The organism is Streptomyces sp. 2114.4 (assembly GCF_900187385.1).
Lineage (GTDB): Bacteria > Actinomycetota > Actinomycetes > Streptomycetales > Streptomycetaceae > Streptomyces > Streptomyces mooreae.
The window spans coordinates 7,110,299-7,135,625 of record NZ_FYEY01000001.1 but is presented as its reverse complement, the minus strand read 5'-3'; the positions used below and the strand labels follow the sequence as shown (position 1 = coordinate 7,135,625).

Annotated in this window: 15 protein-coding genes; 1 reads left to right on the top strand and 14 read right to left on the bottom strand. The window is 75.0% G+C overall.

The features are described from left to right. Positions 1–54: 54 nt before the first annotated feature. The 14 genes from CFW40_RS31480 to CFW40_RS31415 all read right to left on the bottom strand — a co-directional run bounded on the left by CFW40_RS31480 (position 55) and on the right by CFW40_RS31415 (position 24,635). A complete protein-coding gene (locus tag CFW40_RS31480) occupies positions 55–1,119 on the bottom strand; it encodes a galactokinase (RefSeq protein WP_176956325.1) in 1,065 nt (354 codons plus the stop codon). Continuing rightward, on the bottom strand, positions 1,116–2,996 hold the full coding sequence (locus CFW40_RS31475) for a class I SAM-dependent methyltransferase (RefSeq protein WP_256331183.1): 1,881 nt from the start codon (positions 2,994–2,996) through the stop codon (positions 1,116–1,118). Before CFW40_RS31475 ends, CFW40_RS31480 begins: the two co-directional genes overlap by 4 nt. A 5-nt stretch (positions 2,997–3,001) precedes the next feature. Continuing rightward, the gene (locus tag CFW40_RS31470) at positions 3,002–4,396 is read right to left on the bottom strand and encodes a nucleotide disphospho-sugar-binding domain-containing protein (protein WP_176956326.1); all 1,395 of its coding nucleotides are present in this window, start codon (positions 4,394–4,396) and stop codon (positions 3,002–3,004) included. Next, complete coding sequence (locus CFW40_RS31465) at positions 4,393–5,184, bottom strand: alpha/beta fold hydrolase (protein ID WP_088801157.1); 792 nt, start codon at positions 5,182–5,184, stop codon at positions 4,393–4,395. The genes CFW40_RS31470 and CFW40_RS31465 overlap by 4 nt, the downstream gene beginning before the upstream one ends. Positions 5,185–5,192: 8 nt before the next feature. Further along, positions 5,193–5,510, bottom strand: a complete 318-nt coding sequence (locus CFW40_RS31460) for a phosphopantetheine-binding protein (RefSeq protein ID WP_088801156.1) — start codon at positions 5,508–5,510, stop codon at positions 5,193–5,195. Beyond that, positions 5,500–7,212: a 4'-phosphopantetheinyl transferase superfamily protein gene (locus CFW40_RS31455; RefSeq protein WP_256992067.1), complete on the bottom strand. Its 1,713-nt coding sequence runs from the start codon at positions 7,210–7,212 to the stop codon at positions 5,500–5,502. The genes CFW40_RS31460 and CFW40_RS31455 overlap by 11 nt, the downstream gene beginning before the upstream one ends. A gap of 136 nt (positions 7,213–7,348) precedes the next feature. Then, positions 7,349–10,561, bottom strand: a complete 3,213-nt coding sequence (locus CFW40_RS31450; protein ID WP_088801154.1) for a type I polyketide synthase — start codon at positions 10,559–10,561, stop codon at positions 7,349–7,351. Beyond that, positions 10,554–17,897: a type I polyketide synthase gene (locus CFW40_RS31445; protein ID WP_088801153.1), complete on the bottom strand. Its 7,344-nt coding sequence runs from the start codon at positions 17,895–17,897 to the stop codon at positions 10,554–10,556. Before CFW40_RS31445 ends, CFW40_RS31450 begins: the two co-directional genes overlap by 8 nt. A 192-nt stretch (positions 17,898–18,089) precedes the next feature. Next, on the bottom strand, positions 18,090–18,308 hold the full coding sequence (locus tag CFW40_RS31440) for a hypothetical protein (protein WP_088801152.1): 219 nt from the start codon (positions 18,306–18,308) through the stop codon (positions 18,090–18,092). A gap of 175 nt (positions 18,309–18,483) precedes the next feature. Continuing rightward, complete coding sequence (locus CFW40_RS31435) at positions 18,484–19,203, bottom strand: hypothetical protein (protein WP_088801151.1); 720 nt, start codon at positions 19,201–19,203, stop codon at positions 18,484–18,486. Further along, positions 19,200–20,348 (bottom strand): NAD(P)/FAD-dependent oxidoreductase, encoded by a 1,149-nt coding sequence (locus tag CFW40_RS31430; protein ID WP_088801150.1) that lies wholly within the window; start codon positions 20,346–20,348, stop codon positions 19,200–19,202. Before CFW40_RS31430 ends, CFW40_RS31435 begins: the two co-directional genes overlap by 4 nt. After that, the gene (locus CFW40_RS31425) at positions 20,348–22,366 is read right to left on the bottom strand and encodes a LodA/GoxA family CTQ-dependent oxidase (RefSeq protein ID WP_088801149.1); all 2,019 of its coding nucleotides are present in this window, start codon (positions 22,364–22,366) and stop codon (positions 20,348–20,350) included. Before CFW40_RS31425 ends, CFW40_RS31430 begins: the two co-directional genes overlap by 1 nt. Before the next feature lie 301 nt (positions 22,367–22,667). After that, a complete protein-coding gene (locus CFW40_RS31420; protein ID WP_088802493.1) occupies positions 22,668–23,069 on the bottom strand; it encodes a thioesterase family protein in 402 nt (133 codons plus the stop codon). A gap of 336 nt (positions 23,070–23,405) precedes the next feature. Next, on the bottom strand, positions 23,406–24,635 hold the full coding sequence (locus tag CFW40_RS31415; RefSeq protein ID WP_088801148.1) for a S1 family peptidase: 1,230 nt from the start codon (positions 24,633–24,635) through the stop codon (positions 23,406–23,408). A gap of 174 nt (positions 24,636–24,809) precedes the next feature. On the opposite strand from CFW40_RS31415, the gene CFW40_RS31410 reads away from it, so the two are divergent. After that, positions 24,810–25,280, top strand: coding sequence for a cell wall hydrolase (locus CFW40_RS31410; RefSeq protein WP_371127316.1), 471 nt, complete (start codon positions 24,810–24,812; stop codon positions 25,278–25,280). Positions 25,281–25,327 lie beyond the last annotated feature (47 nt).

The following is a 25,327-nucleotide window of genomic DNA, read 5'->3' as shown; positions in this document are numbered from 1 at the left end:
TGGTCCGGGGCGTGGTCGTGACTCGGGACAGGGGGCGGAGCCTGATCGTGGTCGTCAGGCTTCGCGGCGGGCCGCGTCCACGGCGTTGATCCGCAGGAGGCGGGGTACGGGCAGGTCACAGCGGCGGAAGGCCTCGGCGGTGGCGGTCCGGACCGCCACGCGCCGGTCCGGGGGCACCAGGAGAAGCACACCGCGCCCCGGGCGGGTGCCGGGCCACCAGGCGGACCAGGCGCCGGCGCGCAGGGCCTCGCGTACCGCGGTGGCGAGTCCGGCGGCCGTACGGGCGGTCGGGGTGTCGGGGGTGGCCGGGGTGGCGTCGCCGGCATTCGCGTCGCGGGTCGCGGTGGGACGGGCCGTCAGGAGGAGCAGGCCGGCATCCGTGGCGCCGTCAGGGGCGCGCAGCGGCAGATGGGTGCGGCCGTCGGCCGCCAGGAGGTGGCCGGCCCGGGCGAAGAGCACGGCCCGGCGCAGCCCGTCATCGCCGGGCACGGCGGAGCCGAGGAGGCGGGCCAGTTGCGAACGGGTCGGCGGGTCGCCGCCCCGGCCGGCGTGCACACCCGAGACGGCCAGGGCGACCGCGCACTCCAGCGGTTCGGCGACGGGCAGCCCCACGGCCTCGGGCAAGGGGGCGTTCAGCTGCAGATCGGCGCCGCCCCGGCCGCAGCCGGCGGCGGCGAGGCCGCGCAGCACGGCGTACGGGCGGGCGGCCCAGGCGGGGGCGCGGGCGGCCGGTCCGCTGAGGGGGAGTTCGGCGGTCTCCGCGGGGTGGTTGAGCGAGGCGCAGCGCAGCATCCCGTCGGCGCGCGGGGCGACGGCCACATCGACGTAGTGGCCGGCCGCCGCGAACCAGTCGGCCCCCGGCTCCGGCCCGGTACCCGCCGAACCGGGCGGGACGGCGGACGCGGAGCCCCGGAAGCCGGACGCGGAGCCCCGGAGGGCGGATGCGGGGCCCCGGAGGGCGGCCGTGGAGTCGCGGACGGCGTACGCGGAGACCCGGAAGGCGTACGGGGCCCGCCACACCGCGTCGGGCGGACGGTGAAAACCCCTCGAGAAGCTGTGGGAGAGCAGGCGCAGCAGCGGGTCCGCCGTGGTGCGGCGGGCCAGGTCCACCGCGCTCACCCGAGCTCCTTGCGGGCAAGCAGCCGGTAGGCGTTGCCGCCGTCGGTGACCCGGGCCACCGCGGTGCGCAGGCCGTCGAGGACGAGCGCGGCGGCGTAGCAGGGCACCGCCATGGCCTGTACGGCGCTTCGGGCGGCACGGCGGGCCGGGGTCGCGGGCACGGTGGACCAGGGGGCCCGCGGGTCGGGGGCGAGCCTGTTCGCGGCGAGGACGGTGGCGGCGAGGAAGTCGCCGTTGGGCTGGTGGGCCGCGCCGTGCTGCTCGGCGAGTACGGTGAACCCCCGTGCGGACAAGGCCTGTTTGAGGTTTCCGACGGGCATCAGATGCTGGTGCTGGGGCTGGAACCAGGGCAGCCAGTAGCGGCCGAGCAGCCGGCCGGCCCGGGACTCGGGATCGGGGAGTTCGATCAGCAGATGGCCGCCGGGCGCCAGGACCTTGACGGCGGCATCGAGTTCGGCGAACGGGTCCCGGGTGTGTTCGAGGTAGTGGTGCATGCTCACGGTGTCGTAGCGGCCGGCGAGCCGGTCGGCGAGGTCGGGGAACTGGCCCTGGTAGGCGGTGTCGATCCAGCCCCGGCGTGCGGCCTCGTGGACCCCGTCGCCCATGTCCAGCCCGTCGAAGCGGGTGTCGGGCCATACGGAGCGGGCGGCGTTGCAGAAGTGTGCGGCGGCGGTTCCGACGTCGAGCCAGGCCCGGGGGGTGGTGAAGGGCCGGAGCAGTTCGGCACGGGCGCGGTAGGTGCCGCTCATCCGGCCCAGGACCAGGGCGGTGCCGTCACCGCCGAGACCTTCGTAGAAGTCGCGGTAGTAGAAGTCGAGTCCGTCCGGGGTGAGCCGGGGATTCTGGAAGATGTGGCCGCACTGGCGGCACTCCTCCAGGGTGAACCGGCCGGGCTTGCCCTGGAGCAGGTCGGGCGTGCGCAGCCGCACCTCGGGGCCGGGCGCCGAGCACCAGGGGCAGTCCGTACGGCGCGGCTCGAAGAACCGGTCCGTGCCGCCGGCGAGAGCGGTGGTGTACGCGGCGCGCCGTGCCGCCTCGCCGGCGGTGCCGGGTGCGTCGACGGCGCCGGGCGTTTCGACGGCCGGTGTGGCGAGGGTCCGCAGTGCGGTCGACAGGGCGCGCAGCGGACGCAGGGCGGTGGCGGGGGCGACGCCCGCGGGGCGCGGCCCCCGGGCCGGGCCCAGGACGACGGCCGGCTGCAGCCAGTAGAGGGCGGTCGCCGCGACACCCCAACGCGGCGCGGAGACCAGGCACTTCACCAGCAGGGCGAGACCGGCGAGCTGGGCGGTGGACAGCAGGGCGGGCGGCAGACCACGAGCGCGCAGCTCCTCGGCGTGCCGCGCGGGGTCGGGGGGCGGGCCGGTCAGTCCGGGGGCGAGGGCCCAGCCGGTGGCGTCGGGTGCGTACTCCTTGAGGGTGCGGACGAGGCGGAGCAGATCGGCGGCCGAACGAGGCGGGGTCGCGGCGTCGAGGCCGGCCCGCCGGTGGACGTCGTCGGCCACCAGCAGCGCGTGGCCCGCGCCGTGTCCCGGGGCGCACCGGTCGGTGCGGTGGGCCGTGGGGTCGAGCAGCCGGAGCAGACCGAGCACGCTCTCGGCCTCCAGGCGTACCGGAATCAGGTCCACGACGCGCAGACCTTCGCGTACGGCGTGGTCCGCGGCGGCGCGCAGGGTCGCCGCGTCGGCCGTGACGCCGGGCGCGGTGATCAGGTGCCAGCCGGGCAGCGGGGGCCGCGGGGCGTCCTGGGCCGGGGCAGGTTCGAGCACGGGCAGCGCGGCGAGCCTGCGACGGGCGCGCACGGTGCCCGCCCCCAGGGCCGTCACGGCGGCGGCCGCCATCCATCGCGTGGCGGGTCCCGAACGGTGCACTCGCGTCATCGGGCTCACGGTCCCTTCTCGTTCTCGGTCTCGGGCTGGGGCTCGGCCGCGGTCCCGGCCGCGGGCCCGCTCCAGGCCTCGGGCTCGGTACCGGCCTCGGGCTCGGTGGGGGCGGTGCCGGGTCCGGCCACGGCGCCGGCCCGCAGCTTCTCCAGACGGTCGGCCGCGGTACGGGCGCCGCCCGCTTCGGCGAAGGACGCCTGGATGCGGCGGGCCGCGCGGCGGTGGGCCGGGTCGTCCAGGACGGCGGCCAGCGCCTGGTGCAGCTCGTCCGCACGGGCCCGGCCGAACCGCACCCGTACCCCCGCCCCGGCGCCGGTCACCTGACCGGCGACGATCGGCTGATCGTCGCGGACGGGCGCCACGACCAGCGGCAGTCCGTACGCAAGCGCCTCGCACACGGTGTTGTGGCCGCCGTGGCACAGCACCGCGTCGAGGTGCGGCAGCAGGGCGAGCTGGGGGACGTACTCCTGGTGCAGCACATGGTGCGGGACGTTCCCGGCGAGGTCGGCGGGGGCCGCCAGGATCAGCTGCGCCCGGTCCGCGAGGGCGTCCGCGGCACGCAGGACCGCGGGGTAGAAGCGGGCGCCCGCCTCGCGGTTGAGGGTACCGAGGGAGACGAGCACCCGGGCGCGTTGGGGGTCGAGACGGTGCCACGGGAAGTCTCCGTGGAACGGGCGAGACCCGAAGGCGGGTCCGACGAAGGCGTAGTGGGAGGGATACCGCCGTCCTGCGGGACGGGGCGCCGCACTCGCATGGCCGGCGGCCGGTGCGGAGGAATGGGCCGCGGCAACGGGCGGCCCGCCGGCCTCGTCACCGGCCGGCCCGCCGTCCCCGAGGAGCGCGGGCGTGGAGAAGACCAGGACGAGGTGCGGGGAGAAGCGTGGGTCCCAGCCGCTGGGCGCGCCGCATTCGGCGAGCAGGGCGGCGATGCGCTGTGCCACCCACTCCCCCACCTTCGGGACCCCGGCGAAGGGCCGGGTGAACTCGGCCGTGGTGGTCGCCGAGGTCGCCCAGGGCAGACCGTGGCGCCGCGCCACCAGCGGCCCGGCCAGCGCCTGTTGGTCGGCCACCAGCACGTCGGGCGCAAAAGCCCCGACGGCGGCGTGCACGCCGGGCAGCATCGCACGGGCGAGGGGCAGCAGGACGTCCGCCCACAGGAAGCGCAGGGCCGCGATGCCGCGCAGATCGCGCCACCGCCCGTGCAGGACGTCGATGCCGTCGCCCCCGCTCCGGTCCCCCGCCGGGTAGACGAGGGAGTCGGCGGGGAGCAGGGTCGCAAGGGCCGCGGCGGGTCCGGTCCAGGCGACCTGGTGGCCACGCGCGGTGAGCTCGGCGGCCACCGCGATCGTGGGGTTGACGTGTCCGGCGAGCGGCGGGACGACGAACAGCACTCTCATCGGGCCACCGCCCCGGCCCGGTCGCCGAGTCGTTCCAGCACGGCGGCGCAGAGCCCTTCGGTGGCTTCGTTGAGCACGGTGTGTCCCACGCCCGGGAGCACACACAGATCGCAGTCCGGCGCACCGGCCGCGAGTTCCCGGGCTCCGGGGAGGAGTTCGGAGTGTTCTCCGTAGACGGCGAGGACCGGGCACCTCAACCGGGCGAAGTCGTGGGAGGTGAAGGCGGCGCCGGCCGCGATGTCCTCGATCAGGGAGGTGCGGTTGAGCAGGGCGTCGGCACCGGCGGTCAGCCGGGCCTCCTTGCGCCGCCCGAGCGCGGCAAGCTGCTCGGGCAGACGGCGGTGTTCGAGGCCGAGGGCCGCGACGGAGAGGGTGTCGGTCATGTCCTCCACCCAGTCGCCGGTCAGCTGGGCGTCGATCAGCACCAGCGAGGCGACCAGTTCGGGCCGGACGAGCGCGGTGTGCAGGGCGAGGACACCGCCGTAGCTGTTGCCGACCAGATGGACGGGGCGGCGGTCGAGGCCGAGGGAGCCGAGCAGGGCGGCGAGGTCGGCGGCCGCGGTGTCCCGGTCGTAGCCACCGGGCGGGCGGTCGCTGCGGCCGTGTCCGCGCTGGTCGTAGAGGAGCACCGGGTGACCGGCGCGGGATACGGGGCCCGCGAGGGTGCAGTAGAAGCTCGACAGGTTGTCCATCACCAGGCCGTGGAGGAAGACGACCGTGGGGCCGTCACCGCGGCCCGGCAGCCGCTGGGTGTGCAGGCGCAGCCCGCCCGCGGGGGTCAGGGACATGGGTGCGCTCAGCCCGTGCAGGCCTGGTCGGCGGCGGTGACCGTGTCGATGTGGACGGCGAGTTCGCCGACCGTCATGGCCAGGATCTGGTCGATGTCCTTCTCCGCGAGGAGGCCGAGGAGGTCCACCGCGCTGCCGTAGCGCTGTTGCAGCAGCTCGGCGAGGGCGACGAACTCGATGCTCTCCAGCGCCAGATCGTCGTTGAAGGTGGTCGCGGGGGTGACCTCGCCCACGATGAGCAGTTCGTCGCCGACGACGCTCACCAGCATGTCGGTAATCTCGGCCAGGATCGTCCCGGTGCGCTCGGGGAGCGGGTCAGCTGCCATGGGTGGCCTCCGTGGAAGTGGGGGTGTCGGTGTCCGTACGGGGCACGGGCGGCGGCCCGGTCCAGGCGACGACGTGGTGCGCGGACAGGTCGTGGACGGAGTCGACGTGGACGAGGTGGTGCCGACCGTCCGGGGAGTCCACCCGCAGCGCGCCGCCCGGTGCGGACGTCACGGTCCAGTCCAGGGGCCGGCCGCCGAGGCCGCTGCCCGCCGCCTTCGCCGCGGCCTCCTTGGCGCACCACAGGGCGGTGAGCCAGTAGGCGCGGCCCGTTCCACCGGTCGCTCCGCGGGCCTGGAGGCCGTCCGCCAGACGGCTTTCGGCCGGGGTGAGGACGATCTGTTCGAGGGCTCGCGGATCGCCGGTGACCGGCTCGATGTCGATGCCGACGGGGCCCGCCCGGTGGGCGAGGGCCACGGCGACGTGGTCCTTGTGGGCGAGGGAGAGGTGGAGGCCGGCGGCGAGCGGGCCCTCGGGCCTGGTGCGGCCGTGCGGGTCGGTGCCGACCGGGACCTCGGCGGGGAAGACGGGGCCCGCTCCCGACTCCCACAGCAGTTCCCGGACCGCGTCCTTGGCGGCGATCCGGCCCAGCAGCCAGCCCGCGCGGGCGCGCGGCGCGCACCGTTCGTAGCGTGCGCGTTCGGCGGCGCCCAGATAGCGGCGCATCACCAGCTCCTGCGAGGCCGGGTCCGTCCAGCGGCGCCGGGCCAGGCACCAGCCGCCCGGCCGGGGTTCGCCGATGCCGCACACCTCCGGAGTGAACTTCATCGGCCACACCCGTTCGTCGGCACCGAACCGCCGGTACGTCCAGTTCTCCAGTCGCGCCCACACCGCGCCGTCGGCGCCGCACAGTTCCACCTCGCCGCGTACCGAGCCGGGCCCCACCTCACGGATCCGGGCGGTGACCGCCAGCAGCGCGCCCTCGGGGGGCGGCGGCCCGTAGAGCCGTACCCGGTCCAGGGTCGCGGGGAAGACCAGCCGGTCACCGGTGAGTTTCAGCTGCATCCAGTGGCCGAGGAGCTGGCCCGCGGCGTCCAGGAGGGCGCCGGGGGCCGGCAGCGCGCGCAGCGTTCCGCGGATGCCGTCGGCGGCGAGCGCGGTGACCTCGTGGACCCCGGCGAAGGCCGGGCCGTGGAACATCCACCGGTCCCGGTAAAGGGCCTCGGCGCTGACGGGCGCCGGCCCACAGGACGTCAGGGCCGTGGGGTCAAGGGGCGGCGGAGGCGGGTGATGTGCCGCGAGATGGACGGTGACGGTGGCGTGACCGCCGAGGCTCACCCGTACCCGGCCGCCGTCGGCCGGGGTCGCGGTGACAGTGAGATCGACGGGCGGGGCGACGGGCAGCCAGCGCAGGGCCCGCACGTCGGAGTAGCCGGTGACGGTGAGCCCGGGACGCACCTCGTGGGCCGCCTCGGCGGCCAGTTCCAGCAGTGTGGTCATGGGGACGACGGGGAAGCGGTCGGCCGGCTCCGGCCAGTCGTCGGGCTGGAGGTAGACACAGTGGTCGCGGACGTAGGGGAGGGTGCCGAGGGAGAGGTGACGGGTGGTGCGGTGGGGGCTGGGGCCGGGGTTGGGGCGGTTGGGGTCGGGCCGGGGGTGGGGCGGGGGTTCGGTGCGGGGGCCGGGCCAGGGGTGTGGCCAGGGCCGGGGGCGGGGGCAGGGCCGGGGGTCGGGGGCGGGCTGGGGATGCGGCGGGGGGTGGATGCGGGGGCCGGGTCGGCGGTGCTGCCAAAGCCGGGGGCCGGGGTCGGCCCGTCGGTGCGGCCAGGGACCGGGGCCGGGGCCCGGCGGGCGTTGCGGCCGGCGACGGGTGCCGGGGCGGGCCGGGCGGCCGCGGCGGCTACCGTGCGGGTGGCGGCCCGGGTTTCGGCGAGGACGGCGTCCAGGGCCTGCCGTACGGGGTCCGCGACGGACGGCCGGGGGTGCGGCAGCGCTCCCTCACCACCGCCTCCTCCTGTGTCCGCCGGCGCTCCCTCCGCACCGCCTCCGGCTGCGCCGGGCAGCGCTCCCCCGCCCCCTCCCCCTCCTCCCCCTTCGGGGGAGGGGGCGGGGGTGGGTTCGGGGGTGGGGGAGGGCCGGCGGACGCGAAAAGCAGTCCCTCCGGAGCCGCCGCCCCGCCCAAGAGGACCAGCGGCGACCCGAGATCGAGGCGGACAGCTGCGCCGGCTCCGGTCGGGCCCGTGGCTCCCACCCGGCCCGCGGCGTGGTCCCGGCCCGCGGCTCCCTCCGGTCCCCCGGCGCGGTCCGGGGCCGTGGCACGGTCCACGGCGAGCGCGCGGCCCACGGCCAGGGCTCGGCCCACAGCCAGGGCTCCGTCCGAAGCCAGGGCACGCTCCACGGCGACGGCGCGCCCCGCCCCCAGAGCACCGCCGGCCGAAGGAGCCAGCTCTTCCCAGCGTGGAGCGATCCCCTCGGCCCACAACGCGGCCGCGGTCTGCACCAGTTGTGCCCCTCCCCCGCCGCGGGTGCCGGCCGCCGCCACGGCGAGATGGTCCTCCCCGTGGAGGGTGTCGCCGATGAAGCCGGTAAGACTGCCGGCACCGACCTGGACGAAGGCGCGTACGCCCGTCTCGTACAGCCGCCTGGTCAGGTGCTGGAAGCGGACCGGCTCCAGAAGGTGCCGCAGCACCAGCGCACGGACCTCCGAGGGGTCGTCGGGGAAGGGCGCGACGGTCGTCGCCGACCAGACGGGCACCTGCGGGTCCCGCAGCGGCAAGGCGTCGAAGGCCGCGCCGACCTGGTCGAGGTAGGGCGCCCACATCGGCGTGTGGAAGCCGGAGCGGAAGGGCATCTCCTGGGCCCGTACGCCCTGTGCGGCGAGTCTGCGGACGGCCTCGGCCAGCGGTCCCGGGGCTCCGCAGATCACCGACTGGTGCGGGCAGTTGTCGTGGCTGACCGCCACCCTTTCCAGGCCTTCCAGCGCCGCGGCCGCCTGTGCGGCACCGCACCCCAGGGCCGCGTAGACCAGGTCGGGCACCGCGAGGGAACCGGGCCGCAGCGAGCCGAGGAAGGTGTCCACGGCCTGCGGCGGGTACATTCCGGCGACCACCATGGCCGTCCACTCCCCGAGGCTGTGGCCGGTCAGCAGATCGGGGGTGACGCCCAGTCGGTCCAGGGCGCGGGCGAGCAGCCGGCCGACGGCGAGGGAGTCGACGGCCCGCTCGACCAGACCGCTGCCCCCGGAGACCGCGGGGCGCGGCAGCGACATCCGGTCGGCGATGTCGTCCACGCGCGGCGGCGGCTCCGCCTCCAGCCCCGGAAAGACGAACGCGAGCCGCGCTCCCGCCTCCCGCGCGTACGGCCCGAAGAACGGGCTCGGCGTGAACCACACCTCACCGCGCCCCCGCCAGGGCAGTCCCCGGGCGAGGATCTTGGCGGCCAGGGCGCGGCGCTGCGGGGTGGGACCGAGGAGAGCGAGACGGCAAGGGCCGTCGCCCATGGGGACGCCGGTGCCCGCGCCCCCCGCCTCCTCGCCCACCCCCTCTCCCAGCTTCCGTAATTGCTCCGCCAGTTCGGCGGGAGAGTGCGCGGCGAGCAGTACGGTGCGCTCCGGCTCCGCCGTCCGCAGCGGGGAGGTGTGGGGCGCGGGCGGCGCGGCGGCGGGCCGGCCTCCCGGGGCTTCCTCCAGGATGACGTGGGCGTTGATCCCGCCGAAGCCGAAGGCATTGACCCCGGCCCGTAAGGGTGCCCTTCCGGCGTCCCAGGGTTCGGCCTCGGTGACCGGACGCATCCGGGTCCGCGCCATGCCCTCGTGCGGTTCGTCCAGATGCAGGGTCGGCGGCAGGATGCGGTCGTGCACGGCGAGGGCGGCCTTGATCAGTCCGGCGATCCCGGCGGCCTGCATGGTGTGGCCGAGCATCGACTTCACCGAGCCCAGACCGATCGGCGCCCCGCCCGCGCCAGGAGGGCCGAACACCCGGGCCAGGGTGTCCAGTTCGGCGGCGTCACCGACCGGCGTTCCGGTGCCGTGCGCCTCCAGCAGGCCGAGCGCGGCGGGGTGTTCCGGATCGAGGCCGGCGCTGCTCCAGGCCTGTTGCAGCGCTCTGGTCTGCCCCTCCGTCCGGGGGTTCATCAGGCTCGACGCGCGTCCGTCCCCCGCCACCCCCGCCCCGCGGATGACCGCGTAGACCCGGTCCCCGTCGCGTTCGGCGTCGGCCAGGCGTTTGAGGACGACGACGCCGGTGCCTTCGGACAGCAGCGTGCCGTCGGCCCGGCGGTCGAAGGGACGGATGCACTGGGTGGGGCTCAGGGCACGCAGCTGGGTGAAGACGCTCCACAGGGTGGCGATATGGCAGTGGTGCACGGCTCCGGCGACCACGCTGTCGCAGCGCCCGGCGGCCAGCAGGTCGACGGCCTGGGCCACGGCCAGCAGCGAGGAGGCGCAGGCCGCGTCGAGGGTGTAGGCGGGTCCGCGGAAGTCCAGCCGGTTGGCGGTCCGGGCGGCGGTGAAGCTGGGCACCAGGCCGATGGACGCCTCCGGCGACTCGGGGCCCAGGCCCTCCTGGAAGGCGTTGCGCACCGCGGTGATCTTGGACTCCCCCAGTTCCGGGGCGAGTTGGCGCAGCGTGGCGGCGAGCTGGTGGGCGGTACGGACCCGCTGGTCGAGCCGGGCGGTGGCCACGCCCATGAAGCCGCCGCGGCCGAGTATGACCCCGATACGGGAACGGTCGGCGGGCAGCCGCTCCTGGCCGCCCGCGTCGGCGATGGCGTCGGCGATGACGCGCAGGGCGAGCAGTTGGTCGGGTTCGGCTCCCGGAACGGTGGCGGGCATGATGCCGAAGCGGGTGGGGTCGAAGGCCGCGAGGTCGTCCAGGAAACCGCCCCGCCGGCAGTAGAAGCGGTCGCTGCGGGCGGGACCCTCGGCGGCGTGCGGATCGTAGTAGACCTCGGGGTCCCAGCGGCCGGGCGGCACCTCCGTGATGCAGTCCCGGCCGGCCAGCAGGTTGCGCCGGTACGCGGCGAGATCACCGGCACCGGGGAAGAGCGCCCCCATGCCGACGATCGCGGCGTCCGTAGGGCGGGGTCCGGTCCGCCGGGCACCGGTGTCACTCATCGCCCGCCGCCTCCCCGCCGGCCGCCGCCAGGACGACCTGGGGCGAGGTGCCGTGGGCCAGTTCGGCCAGCAGGGCGTCGGCCGCGGCCCCGGGGTCCAGGAGCGGGATGCCCCGGCGGGCGTAGGCGCGCTCCAGCTCCGGGGTGACCATGCCGCCGCCGTCGGCCGCCCAGGGCCCCCAGTCGACGGCGAGGACGCGCCCGGCCGTACGGGCCGACCAGGCCCTGGCGAGGGTGTCCAGGGCGTCGTTGGCGGCGGCGTAGTCGGCCTGGCCACGGTTGCCGAAGACCCCGGCGACGCTGCCGAAGAGGACCAGGAAGCCGGTGTCGTCGCCGGCGGCCTCCAGGAGGTGGCGGGCGCCGTCGACCTTGACGGCGAAGACCCGGTCGAAGGAGGCCGGGTCCTTGTCCCGCAGCAGCTTGTCCTCCAGGGTGCCCGCGCCGTGCACGACCCCGTCGAGGCGGCCGTGCCGGTCCCGGATGTCGTCCACCACGGCGCGTACGGCGGCGGCGTCGGTGACATCGGCCGCGTGGTAGCGCACGGAAGCGGCGTGCGGTTCCAGGGCGGCGAGGGTGCCGGTGATCTCGCGGCGGGCCAGGATGCGGGTGGCCGCCGCTTCGATCTGGGCGGGTCTGCGCAGCCCTTGGGCGAGGAGGGCGGCGCGCAGCGCGATGCGGTCGTGGGCGTGCGTGAGCGCCGGGTCCTCGGGGATCTCGTCCAGGGGGGTGCGCCCGAGGAGTTCGAGGTGGCAGCCGTGGGCGCGGGCCAGTGCCTGCGCCGTACGGGCCGTGATGCCGCGCGCGCCACCGGTCAGCAGCACCACGGAGCCCGCGTCGAGCAGCGGCCGTCCGGTGGCGGGCCGGTCGTGCGGTAGCGGTGTGGGGACGGTGCGCAAGGTGGTACGGGTGCCGTTGGTGCGGCCGACGACGACCGGTTCGCCCGGGGCGCAGAGTTCGGCGAGAAGGTGGGCCGCGATGCGTTCGGGGCGGTCCTTCGGGTCGATGTCCACGGCGCGGATCAGGACGCCGGGGTATTCGAGGGCGGCCGTACGGGCAAAGCCGCGCAGTCCGGCGCCGGGCAGCGGGTCGGGGGCGTCCTCGGCGTCGTCCTGGCCGAAGGTGCCGCCGGCCGCGGTGGCCAGCAGCAGCCACCGGGCGCCGCCGGTCAGGGCGGTGCGCAGCCCCGCGTACTGTCCGGGCAGTACGGCGCCGCGGCCCGCCCGCAGGGCGCTGAGGTCCACCAGTCCACCCACCCCGTCGGCGGTGGCCTCGGCCAGCCGCTCGGCGGGCACGGTACGGACCCGTGCGCCATGGCTCTCCAGCAGGGCGGTGAGGGCGAGCGCCACGCCCTGGCCGTCCTCCACCACGGTGAAGTCGCTGCCCGCCACCACCTCGGCGGCCGGCCGGCTCGCCGGCGGGCCGAGGGGCGCTACCTGCACCAGGTAGCGCGTGGGGCGTTGGGGCACGGGGGCGCTCGCGGCTACGGCTTCGGCCGCGGCCCCGGCGGGCGGCTTCGGGAGGGTGGACGGGTGCGTGGGGGCGGGCGGCGTGGACTCGGAGAGCCGGAATGACCGGGATGATCGGGATGACCGGGATGGTCCGGACAAGGAGTCGGCCGGCTCGGGCGGGGCAGCGGCCGGTGCGGAGCCGACCCCGGCGAGGGCCACTGCGGGACCGGCTCCCGCGAGGGTCGCCGCGGGCTCGGGTGACGTGGCCGTCTCCGGCACGTCCTCGTGGTGGGCGGCGGCGATCCAGTCGACGATGCCGCTGATGGTCTTGACCCGGGAAAGCTGCTCCACCGCCGATTCCATGGCTCCGTCGGCGTTCTGCGGCAGTCCGATCCGGTCGGCCAGCGCCCCGATGATCTCCACGCGCTTGATGGAGTCCACCGAGAGGTCGGCCTCCAGGTCGAGCCCCGCGTCGAGCATGTCGTGCGGATAGCCGGTCCGGGTGTGAATGATCTCCCGTACGGCGTCGAGGAGTTCCGGCGGGCTCAGACGCCGCGCCGCGGTGCCGGGCGCCTGCCCCGCGGCGTCGTCGGCGGCCCCGAGAGCGGCGTCGGCCCCGGCAACGGGAGAGGCCGCGTCCCCGGTGCCGGTCCGGACGGGCGCGGCAAACGACGCGGCAGCCCGCTCAGTGGCCTCTTCCGTCTCTCCCGACTCTCCCTCCGCCCCCAAATACCGCAGCACAACATCCCGTTGAGCCGCGATGAGCTCGCGCGACGCCCGCAGATACTCCAGCACCGCACCCTGCCGGGCACCGTCACCGGAGGCCGTGGTGCTCCCGAAGGCCGTGGTGCTCCCGGATGCCGTGGAGCCCACCGAGGCGGTCGAGCCCCCGGACACGGTCGAGCCCCCGGACGCCATGGTGCCCCCGGATGCCGCCCCCTCCCTGGTCCCCCACCCCGTTTCCACGCGGCGCGCGGGGCGCAGTCCGCCCGGCAGACAGTCACCGTCGGCGGTGCGCACCAGATGCCCGTCGACCAGCCATCCCGGGCGGCGCGGGGCAACCGCGGGCAGCGTCTCCGTACGCCCGTGGAACAGGGCTTCCGGGGCGATCGGGACCCCGGCCGCTGCGAGCCGGGCCAGCACGTGCGGCAGCCGGGCCAGTCCCGGCTCGCCCGGGACGTCCAACGCCACGGCCGTGTGCGGCCGGCCGTCCAGGATGCGCCCGACAAGACCGGTGAGTACCCGGCCGGGCCCGGCCTCCACGAAGGTGCGCACCCCGGCGGCGTACATGTCCTCGATCTGCTCCACGAAGCGCACGGGCGCGGCGACCTGGTCCGCAAGGGTGGCGCGAACCGCGGACGCCTCCCGGTCGTAAGGCCGCGCGGTGGCGCCGGACCAGACCGGGAAGGCGGGTACGGCCACCTGCACCGCGGACAGTTCGGCGGCGAACGTGTCGCGCGCCGCGGCGAGTTGTGGGCTGTGGAAGGCGCAGGCCACCGGCAGACGACGCGCGTCCAGGCCGGCCGCGCACAGCGCCGCCACCGCTGATTCCACGGCATCCGTGGGACCGGAAATCACGCTCTGCTCGGGCGCGTTGTGATTGGCGACGACGACCCCGGCCGCGTGGATCAGCTCCCTGACGCGCTCCGGAGCGGCCACCACGGCGGCCATCGCCCCGGGGTCGTTTCCGGCGGCCCCGAGGATGGCCTCGCCGCGGCAGGCGCTGAGGCGCAGCAGGGTCGCGGTGTCGTAGGCGCCCGCGGCCCACAGCGCGGTCAGCTCGCCGTAGGAGTGGCCCGCCGCGCAGTCGGGGCGCACACCGAGCGTGGTGAGCAGCCGGTGCGCGGCGGCGGAGGCGAGACCGAGCGCCGGCTGGGCGACGCGGGTGTCGGTGAGCGCGGCCTGCTGGGCGGCCCGGCGCTCGGCGGTGAACGCGGTGGGCGGGAACATGGCCGCGGCCCACTTCGGGTCGGCGTCCTCCAGAAGGCCGCGCAGCGCGGGGAAGGCGAGGAACAACTCCCCCATCATTCCCGGACGTTGGCTTCCCTGACCGGGAAAGAGGAAGGAGACCAGACCGGGGTCGGTGTCCCGGCGGCGCGGATACACGCCCTCGACGGCATCGAACCGGCGGGCGGCCGCCAGCTTGACGGCGAGGTCATCGAGGTCGTCGGCCACCAGGCAGATCTGGACCGGCCCCTGCGCCGCCGCGGTCTCGGCGGCCAGGTCGCGCAGCGGCCACGGCCGTCCGGCGGCGTCGTTGTCCGCCAGGCGTGCGGCAAGACGCTCCATGGCCCGCACGGCGGCGGGGCGGTCGGTCCCCCGGAAGCAGAAGAGTTCGGCGGGCCAGTGGGTCAGGGCGTGGTCGGGCTCGGGCGCACCGTCGTAACCGGCCAGCACGGCATGGTAGTTGGTGCCGCCGAAACCGAAGGCGCTCACCCCGGCGAAGCGCCGCGCCACGGGGACCGGCCAGGGCCGGGCGCTCCCGGTGTCGAAGCGGAACGGTCCGGGGTCCGCGGCCGGCCGGGTCAGATGCAGGGTCGGGGGCCGTACGCCGGCGTGCACGGCGCGGGCGGCCTTGATGAGTCCGGCCAGGCCGGCCGCGCATTTGGTGTGCCCGATCTGCGATTTGACCGAGCCCAGGGTGCAGCTGCCCGGGGTGGCGCCCGCTGCCTCGAACACGTCGGTGAGGACGCCGAGTTCGGCCGTGTCGCCGACGACGGTTCCGGTGCCGTGGGCTTCGAGGAGCCCGACCTGCGCGGGGCTGATCCCGGCGCGCCGGTAGGCGCGTTCGAGGGCCCGCCGCTGGCCCTCGGGCCGGGGTGCGGTCAGCCCGAGGGACCGCCCGTCGCTGGAGGTGCCGACGGCCTTGACCACCGCGTAGATCCGGTCGCCGTCGCGTTCGGCGTCGGCGAGCCGCTTGAGCACCAGGGCACCGACGCCCTCGCCGAGCGCGATGCCGTCGGCAGCCGCGTCGAAGGGGCGGCAGCGGCCGGTGGGCGACAGGGCGCGCACGGAGGCGAACATCAGGTAGTCGTTGATGCCGTTGTGCACATCGGCGCCGCCGCACAGCGCCATATCGCTGTCGTGGTCGCGCAGTTGGCGGCAGGCCAGGTCGAGGGCGGCGAGCGAGGAGGCGCAGGCGGCGTCCACGGTGCAGTTGGCGCCGCCGAGGTCGAGCCGGCCGGCGATGCGTCCGGCGATGACGTTGGCGAGGACGCCGGGGAAGGAGTCCTCGGTCAGGCGGGGCAGTTCGGCGTCGAGTGCGGGCGGCAGATCGCCCAGGTAGGCCGGGTGGAGTGCGCGCAGGCCGTAGGCGCCGGCCAGTTCGGTGCCCGCCTCGGCGCCGAAGACGACGCTGGTGCGGGCGCGGTCGAAGTCGCGCTCGGCGTATCCGGCGTCCGCCAGGGCCTTGGCGGCCGCTTCCAGAGCGAGCAGCTGCACCGGCTCGATGGCGGCGAGGGAGGCCGGTGGGATGCCGTGGGCGAGGGCGTCGAAGGGGACGGCGGGCAGGAAGCCGCCCCAGCGCGACGGGGTACGTTCGCCCGCCCGCGCGGGGTCCGGGTCGTGGTACGTACCGGTGTCCCAGCGCTCGGCGGGCACCTCGGTGACGGAGTCGACGCCGGAGACGATGTTGGACCAGAAACGGGCGGTGTCGGCCGCGCCGGGATAGCAGCACGCCATGCCGACGATGGCGATGTCCAGCGGTTCCGCCTTCCCTCCCCGGTGGCCGTCCTGTTGCCCGCCGGGCGCCCCGAACTGCTCCGCACGGGCCGTGAGCTGCGCGGTGGCCCCCTCGGTCACGGCGGTGTGCAGCGCGGCGACGGTGGTGGTGGCGTCGCGGGCGGTAGCGGCCTGGCCCAGCATGTACAGGCCCTCCCGGCGCTGTTCCCGCTCCCCCACCGGCGCGGGCGGCCCGCCGTCCGTATGGCGCAGGCCCTTGCTCGCCAGGCGCAGCCGTCCGAGGTTGCGCCGCTCCAGCTCCTCCCATCGGGTGCGCGGGTCCGTGTCCTGGGCGGCGAGGCGCCGTTCGACGGCCGTGAACTCCTCGGTGTAGGCGGTCTCGGCGCAGCGTGTGGCATGGCCCGGTGCGGTCCGCAGCAGAACGGTCCGGTCGCAGGCCAGGGCGGTGTCCTGGAAGCCGGGCAGGACGGCGCCGGTGCTCACGGCCTCCTGGGTGAAGAGGTAGGCGGTGCCCATCAGGACCCCGATGCGGGCGCCGAGCCCGGCGAGCGGGGCCGCGGCGGCGGCCGCCATGGCGGCGGTGCGGGCATCATGGATACCGCCCGCGAAGAGCAGGTCCAGGTCCCCAGCGGTCCCGCCGTGCGTCCGGGCGTGGGCGGCCAGCCGCTCGACCTGCTCCTCCCACAGCGGGAAGCTGGCCCGGGGGCCGATGTGACCGCCGCACTCCTGCCCCTCGAAGACGAATCTCCGGGCGCCTTCGGCGAGGTAGCGCTCCAGCAGGCCGGGGGCCGGGACATGGAGGTAGGTCCGGGTCCCGGCCGCTTCGAGCGGCGCGGCCTGGGCGGGCCGGCCGCCGGCGATCAGCGCGTACTCGGGGACGAACTCGGCCACGGCGGCGAGCTGTTCGCGCCGGAGCTCGGGCGGGGCGAAGCCCAGCAGGCCGACGCCCCAGGGCCGCTCACCCAGCCGCCCGGCGGTCTCGGCGAGCAGCCGGCGTACCTGCTCCCCGTCCATGACGGCGAGGGCGAGAAAGGGCAGCCCGCCCTCGGCGGCGACCGCGGCGGCGAAGGCGGGCACATCGCTGACCCGGGTCATCGGCCCCTGGGCCACGGGGAGATGGCGGGCCCCGGGGCGCGGCGCGAGCGGCCGGGTGCGCGCCGCCGCGGCAAGGTGCTCGGCGAGGGCGGTCCGTACCGCCTGGACGACGCCGCCGGTGGTGCGGTGCCGCGCGGCGAGCCGGGCGGCGAACGCCCCGTCCTGACCGACGGGGAGCAGCTGGGTCTGCAGGTCCCGGGCGCCGAGGAGGGTGGCGATGCGGGTGGCGGGGCCGGTCCGTGCCCCGGTGCTCCCGGCGTCGTCCCCTGCGGTGGTCATGGCCGCCGCGGGGGCGGCGAGGTCCGGGCGGGTGAGGACCCGGTGGCCCGCGACGAGCGTGGTCTCACTGCCGTCCATGGCCCGGATGGCGTCGGCGACCGCGCGGGGCAGCCGGGCCGTTCCCTCGGTGGTGAGCGCGAGCTGGGAGTCGAGCAGCACCCCGGCCGCTCCGCCGGCGACGGCCGCGGCGGCGGTGTGCGGGCCGATTCCCCCGGCGGCGAGCACGGGGACCGTCACGGACGGGTCGGCCAGGACGCGGGAGAGCAGGACGCAGGTGGTGAGTTCGCCGACCCGGCCGCCCGACTCGTGCCCCCGGGCGACGAGCGCGGTGACGCCGGCGGCACACGCCGCCACGGCCTCCTCGGGGGTGGTGATCTCGGCCCATACGCGGCGCCGCCCACCGCCGGCCCAGTCGTGGCCGGGGACCGCGCGGCCCGGGGCCGGTACCGCACCGTCCGGACCGGCATCCGCGCCGTCCGGACCCCGGGCCGCATCCGGGCCGGCGCCGTACACCTGCGGATCGGCGCCGTACACCTGCGGATCGACGCCGTACGCCCGCGGATCGGCGAGCAGCACGGTGTCGGTCCCCTCGGGCAGCTCGGCGGGCGTGAGCGGACACCCCACCGGTACCCGCACGCCGTGGCGTGATCGCCCGAGCCGGGCCAGCGCCTCGCGCGCGGCACCGGCGTCCCTGCCGAGGTCCAGCAGGCCGAGCGCGCCGGCGCGTTCGGCCGCCACGACGATCCGTTCGTCCGGTTCCTCGAAGGGCGAGAGCGCAACGACGAGATCGCGGCCGGAGTGGGGGGTGCCGGAGAGTGGGGGCCAGGGGGCCACGGGCGCTCCTTCTGCTGGGGGCGGACACGCATACCACTGCCACCTGCGGTAACCAGCGGTCAGACCCCAAGGGCGGGCCCTGATCCGCTGATGCCGCGTTGCATGGTGGAGCCACCCCCATGCACTGTCAACGCATGCGCATCAGGCGGTAGTTGATTCCGCCAAGGTCACAAAGGTGTCGTGCCACCTCCGTCACCACCCGACCACCTGGGCGAACACACGCTCGAAGACCGGTTTTCGGGATCTCGCCTGGCCTGAAATACACCAGGGTTGGCACAGTGCACCAACGGCTCGCCGCGCAGACAGCGGCCGGCCTCCGCGGCGGCGGTCCCCGGCGGCCTCGTGCACGGCCGGGGTGAACAGGCCCGGACGGATGAAGTGGTTGCCGGCGACGAGAACGGTGATGCTCATGAGGGCTTCTCCTGAAAGGCGGGAGCGGTGGTGCGGGAGGGGGCGGTGAGGCGGGCCCGGGAGAGCGGCGGGCTGTGGACGGCGGTGAGGCCGGAGATGACGAAACGGCCCGGGACACGACGGCGTCGCGGCCCGGGCCGGGGAATGCATGGAGGGACTAAGGGGTGCCGGCAGGTCAGCTGTTGAGGCTGGTGTGGTTCCACCAGGCCTGGCGGCCGGCGGTGAAGTCGACGGCCGGGCCGGTTGCGTCGATCTTGCCCTGATACTGCTGGCCCTTCTTCAGCGGGCTCTCGATCAGCTTGTCGTGGGCGTCCTGGATCGAGTCGATGACGAGGGTGGGGACCTTGGTGAGCGTCGCCTGGTCGATGGGCTTCGCCGGGTTGATGGTGAGGGCTTCGTCCCAGTTCGGGCGGTCCGCGAGCTGGTGGGCGAGGTGGATCTCGTCGCCTTCGCCGAAGATCAGGTAGGTCAGGTACTCGGGGTAGGGCAGCTGTCCGAGCTCGCGGAAGGAGAGGACGTCCTCCCGCTTGCACTCCACCGGGGTCTCGCTGGTCGTCATCTGCTGGAAGTCGCGGCTGCCGTCCGGCTTCACGACGACCCGCTCCAGATGGACGCGGAACTCCTTGCCCTGCTGCAGCTCCGGGAGCTCGAAGTGGTGCGGACAGCGCAGCGAGTAGAAGACCCGCTCGTTCTCGTGCTGCGCCAGATCCTTCAGGTACATCTCCCGCAGCTCACCGTTGTCCTTGATGGTGAAGGTGAAGACCGCCTGGTAGTTGTGGCCGGACTGGGGGTTGTAGAGCGCCAGGTGGTAGAAGAACAGCTTCTTCTTGCCCAGCAGCAGGAAGCGGTGGATGTGCTCGTGTCCGGCGTGGTCGGGTCCGGGTGTGGTGTTCATGCTGAGGTCTCGCCTTTCGTCGGGTGGGGGTCCGGTCGGGTGTGCCGCCGGCGCCGGGCCCAGAAGGGGCGGTCGGCCCAGCGGGTTTCCTGTGCGTGCACGGTCCGGTGGCCGTGCTGGTAGGCGGCGCGGGCCGTGGCGACCTTGGCCGCGTAGTCGGGCAGCGCCGTCGGGTCGCCGTGCAGCCGGGCGTGGACCGCCTGGCCCGCGCTCAGCCCGGTGTAGAGGGCGGTGAGGATGCCCTGGGAGCTGAGCGGGTCGAAGGCGGCCGCCGCGTCTCCGGCGGCCGTCCAGCCGTCGCCGTGCACCCGGTCCAGATGTGCACTGTGCGCGGGGGCGCGGCGGGGTGGCTGCAGGACGGTGAGGCCGTGCGGGCGGGCCCGGCGGGAGATGTGCCGGGTGGCCAGCAGGCGGTCGTGGAACCGCTCGGCGCCGCGCGCGGCGGCGGACGGCAGGTCGGGGTCGGTGAAGTAGGCGACCAGCCGGTGCCGGGAGGGCAGCAGGGCGGTGTACCACCAGCCGTCCTGGTCGGACTCGACCAGCGAACGGCCGTCGGTGGTGGTCTGCGGGGCCGGGTCGAGGGTGAGGTGGTAGGCGGTGAGCCGGTCCCCGGTGCGCCGCCGGGCGCCGGAGCGGATGGCGATCGCGGCGCCCCGTCCGGTGGCGTCCACCACCCAGCGGCAGCGGACCGTCCGCTCACGGCCGCCCGCACGGTCGCGCAGGGCGAGCCGCCAGGTGCCGTCCGGCTGCCGGGAGGGGCACCGTACGCCGGTGTGCTCGGCGACCTCGGCACCTCCCGCGCGGGCGGCATCGCGCAGCCGGCGGTCGAAGAGCGGCCGGTCGAGGTGCCAGCCGTGGCCGTACGGGTCGTCGAGGGAGTCCACGGCGTGCAGTTCGGCCGAACCCCATGCGGACAGGTTGCCGTGGCAGGGCAGATGGCCGCTGCCGAGGACCGGCTCCGCGATGCCGAGGTCGGCCAGGAGCAGCCGCCCCACGGACACCAGCGCCTCGCCGGCCTTGGGCGGGCCGGTGCCCGCGTCGGCCAGCAGGACGCTGCGCCCGGCCCGTACGAGGGCGAGCGCGGCGGCACAGCCGGCCGGGCCACCGCCGGCGACCACCACGTCACAGCCCGGTACGGGGTTCATCAGGCGCCGTGGAAGGGGTCGAGCTTCTCCAGGTACCCGGCGGCGATCGCGGTCTCGGGTTGCCCCGTCGCCTCCTTGACCTGGTCGACCGCCTGCTGCACGAGCATGGCCTCGACGGTCTCGGCCGGGATGTCCCCGGTCCAGGTACCGGCCACACCGGCCAGTTGCGGCACCCCCGCCTCGGGGACCTGGATGTTGATGAGGTTGGCGTGGTCGGGGGCCGGCGGATAGCCGGGCTCGGACTCCACCTGGATGACCGGGGGGAACTTCCCGTCGCCCACGGTGTATTCGCGCGGCTCGACGATGCCGAACTTGAACCAGTCGTCGACCATCTGCCGGCGCTGGGCATTGGACTGGGTGCCCGTCAGGCCGCGCAGCCACACCGCCCTCCTCTCGAAGGCCTTCTCCCTGGCACTGTCGTCGGAGCCGGCCGGCGGGGTGTTGACGGTCGTGAAGTCGGCGTCCTTGAGGACGTGGTTGGGCACCTGGGCGGGCCAGAACGTCGGCAGATAGGGGCTGTAGCGGGGGCCGAGCCCGGATTGCACCTCGTAGCCGGAGCGGCAGCTCGCCGCGTCGCACTGCCAGGGGGCGGCCATCCAGCGCGTGAGGTCGCCCGGCCCCTGCGCGTACAGCGGGCCGTTCTTGCCCATGGCGTCCTGGACGGTGAGCATGTCGCCGTAGTCGGGCTCCGGGTTCTCCGGTGTGCGGTGCAGGATGCGGAACGGCTCGGAGTACATGGTCTTGTGCCGCATCGGCCAGGTGACCTCGCAGCCCGGGTGGAAGGCGTCGGCGGCGCAGTTCTCCAGCGCGCCGCGGTCCAGCAGCCGCGGCTGTTCGGCCGGGGGCGCCTCGTCCACGTTCGGGAAGCCCGTACGGGGCGGGCCGGAGGTGAAGTGGCCGTCGGCCCACAGGGCCAGCACCCGGTCCTGCTCGGCGGAGATCACGAGGTGCTGCCGCACCGAATCGGGTTTGCGGCTGGACATGGCGTCGCCGTAGAGCCAGGGCCAGGGCACCGGGGACGTGCCGTCCCGGTCGTAGTCGCGCATCTGGACGTAGATCTGGCGGCGGAGCTCCCGGCTGGCCTCCCCCGGGTCGGCGAGCCGTTTGCGCATGGCCGGGTCGCGGAAGTCGTGCGGGCCGCGCCGGCCGAACTGGGCGGCGAAGCCGTGGTTGACCCACTGGAGCTGGCAGAACCGGCTCAGCAGCGGCTCGACGTGGTCCGGGTAGGAGATCTCCTGCACGGTGGACAGCGTGTGCTCGGCGAGGAACACGTCATAGAGCACGTCGTACAAGGTGCGGACGGTCTTCACACCGGGTGCGTAGTGCGGCGGGGCCACCACGGCCCAGGCGGGGCTCGCGGTCTTCGTGACGCCCCCGATGGTGACCTCCGCCGTGACCGGTCCGTCGGAGACGTCGTCGTACCAGGTGTCGTTGTTGGCGACGCCGGAGATCGGCTTCTCGGGGGTGGCGTAGGAGGCCGACTTCCCGACACCTCCGACGACCAGCAGGCGGCCGTCGGGCTGGGTGGAGAGCGAGCCCAGGGGGACCTGCCGGTCCATGATCTTCCCGGAGAGGGAGGCGGTCTCGTGCTGGGAGGCGCGGATCGTCTTGTTGCCGGCATCGATGACGAGTTTCTTCCGCTCGTCTCCCTTGACGTCGAAGTTCCGGCGCTGCAGCTGTGCCGGCGGCAGACCGGCGGCTTCTTTGATGTCGAGCGCGAGGTGGAACTGGTACCAGGCGGACTTCTTGTTGGCCAGGTGCACCGACCACTTGATCTCGGTGACGTCCCCCTCGCCCAGTTTGAGTTCCCTGACGACCTCGCCCGCCCGGTTGTAGCCGTAGACGCGGAAGCGGGCGGCCTGCCGGATGACCTTGCCCGAGCTGTCCTTGTACGAGCCGGGCGGCAGTACCGGCTGGTCGGGCGACTCGGGGCCTATGAAGGGCTGTTGGTCACTGTTGCCGACCCGGGCTATGCCTATGGCGGGGTGGATCTTCACCTGTGCGATCTGCGTGTCCATCGAGGACCCTTTCACTGGGCAGGCGTGGATGCCCCCCAAGGACTCACACGTTGGATCACGGTCGGGCGTGCTGTGACATCGAGGCGTCGAAATGGGTGCACGGATTCACCCTTCCGAGAGGCCGGCGCGCCGAGCCGCTTCCGGTTTGCTCACGGACCGTGGCGCCGGGCTCCAGGCGGGCGGGAAGGGCGCGCCCGGCCGAAGGGCGCGCCCGGCCGAAGGGCGCATCCGGCCGAAGGGCGCATCCGGCCGAAGGGCGCGCCCGGGCCGTGCTCGGCCGGGGGCAGCCCGGCGCGGCTGGTCAGCCGTCGGTGAGACCCAGCAGCGAGGGGTCGTCGGCCAGCTCGCGGAAGGCCGCTCGCGGATCCTTGAGAAGCTTGCGCTCGGTGAGGTCGAGCAGCCCGCAGACGGCGCTCACCTCGGCGGCCACCGTGCCGTCCGTCGTGCGGACGGTCTGTTCGATCCGGAAGGTCTTGCCCTCGCCCCAGACGAAGGCACAGCTCACCTCGGCCTCGTCACCGGCCCGCAGTTCGCGCCGATAGCGGATGGTGGTCTCGACGGTCACCGGGCCGACCCGCCGCTCCACCATCGTGCTCTGGCGGATGCCGCTCGCCTGCAGCAGCGACCAGCGGGCGTGCTCGGCGTACTGCAGATAGACGCTCTGGTTGAGATGGCCCTGGGTGTCCGTTTCGTAGCCGCGCACGGTGACCGGGACGGCGAACGGCTCGGCCGCGCCCGCACCGGCGGTTTGCGTGTCCGCACCGGCGGTCTCCGTGCCCGTACGGGTTTCCGCGTCCGCACCGGTCTCCGTGCCCGTGCCGGATGCCGCGTCCGTACGGGTCTCCCTGTCCGGCGCCTGTGCCGCTCCCACCACGATCTCTCCCGTCCCCGTACCGCCTCGTGCCCGTACCTGCCGGTCCGCCGCTCGGACGCCCTCGGGCTTCCTGGCCACCGACTGCTCATCGTAGGCGCCGGGGGCCGGCGGGCACCGACCGTGTCAGGCACCGGCCGTCACGGGGTGTCCGTCACGGGGTGTCCGTCACGGGCTGCCCGTCTTCAGCCTCAGATTCCACTTGGCCAGCGGCTCCCCGACCGGCTGGAAAATGGTGACGGTGGCACCGCCGAAGTTGCCGCAGGTGGCGGCGCCGCCACCGGAGTGCATGCCGATCGCCATCGGGGCGTTGGGCTGGGTGACGTACGAACCGCCCGAATCGCCCGGCGCCGAGCAGGCGTTGGTGAACGAGAGACCGTCGATGACCGTGTTGCCGTAGTCCACGGTCTGGTCGACCCGGGTGATCTCTCCGCAGTGCCAGCCGCTGCTCTGCCCGGAGCGGCAGATCGACATGCCCACCAGGCCCTCCTGGGAACCGGTGACGGTGACCGGCGTACCGCCCTGGCCCGCAACGTACGAGCTGACGGTCCAGCCCTGCTGGTCGACCCCCACCAGCCCGAAGTCGCCCTCACGGTCGTTGACGCTGTGCCGGCCGCCCTCGTTGGAGATCCCCATGCGGGTGCCGTCCTTGCCGTACGCGGGCTGGTCGGCGGTGAGGGTGCAGTGACCGGCCGTCAGGAACCCCTGGAAGCCGTCCGGCCCGGTCACCGAGAAGCCGATCGAGCAGATGCCCTCACTGCCGGGCATCCACCGCTCGCCGCCCACCACCGAGCCGCCCTGCTGACGTGGTCGCCGGTCGCCGCGTTCGAAGGTGACGGGTACCTTCGTGCGCGCCCCGAGACCGCGGACGGCCTCCTCGAAGGCATCGGTGCGGGCGGTGCGCCCGGTGTGGTCGAGACGGACCACGATGCCGTTGGCGCGCTCGTCCACACCCCACCCGGTGACGCCCGGCACGCCCTTGCCGGCCTTCCGGTCGATCTGCTGCACCAGTGCCGTGAGCGTGGCCCGGCTGTGCGGCACCGTTTTGGGCACCGCCCCGGCGGCGCGTACCCGCTGCGCATCGGCGGCGCCGGTGACGGCCACGACGAGCTTGCCGGTCGTCTTGTCGAACCACATCCCGGCGGGCGGTGCGCTGAGCGCCCGACGCACGGTGTCCACGGCACGGTGCGCCGCGGCCTCCTGGGCGAGCCGGCTGCGCACCTGCTGTGCCGTCAGCCCGAGGTCCCGGCGCATCGCATCGAGCATGGCGCGCGGCGAGGGCGGGGGCGACGGGTCGGGCCGCGGCACGGCATGCGCCGGGCCGAGCGGGCCGGCGGCCGCCATGACGGCGGCAACGGTCGCGCCCCAGAGAGCTGCCTTGCGGAAGCGGCGTTCCATCGGGGTCTCCTCGCGGTGTCGAGTGCACGTCGGATCCGATTCGTCGAGCCTGCTCGACACCGGGGCGTGCGGCACGAGGGAGATCCCCCGCATCATGGCCGGGTGAGGTACGACCCCGGCCGTCAAATCCCCGCCTCCGGTGGCACCGTAGCCTTCCTTCGGCTTCCTCGGGCCCTGCGGAAGGTGACCTACTCGGGCGCCCGCCATCCGGGAGCGCCGACACCTGAATGCCCGTCATACGACCCGGCGGGGGCGGGCGGTACACCCGGCGGCGCCGCCCCTGATCCCTTCGCCGACCTGGCCGGGGGCGCGAACTGCCAGCGCTACGCCTATGCCGTGCTGCGCCACTTCGGCCTGCTGATACCGCCGTTGCGCTCGGCGGAACTCTGGGCGGACGAACACGCAACACGGCGGGCCGCCCCTCCGCAACCGCTGGATCTGGTGCTGTTCGACTCCGGGCAGCTCGACGGCCGGCCGGCGGGGTACGGCGCGCATGTGGGCGTGCACCTGGGGCCCGACCAGGTCCTGCACCTGTGCCGGGAGGTCGGCGAACCCGTCGTATGGCGCTATGCGGACTTCGCGGCGCGCCCGCGCTACGGGAGGTTCCTCGGCGCCAAGCGGGCGGTGCGCACGACGGAGCCCTGAGCGCCCGGCGGGTCCGGCGGGTCCGGCGGCGCGGGAGGTCCTGGAGA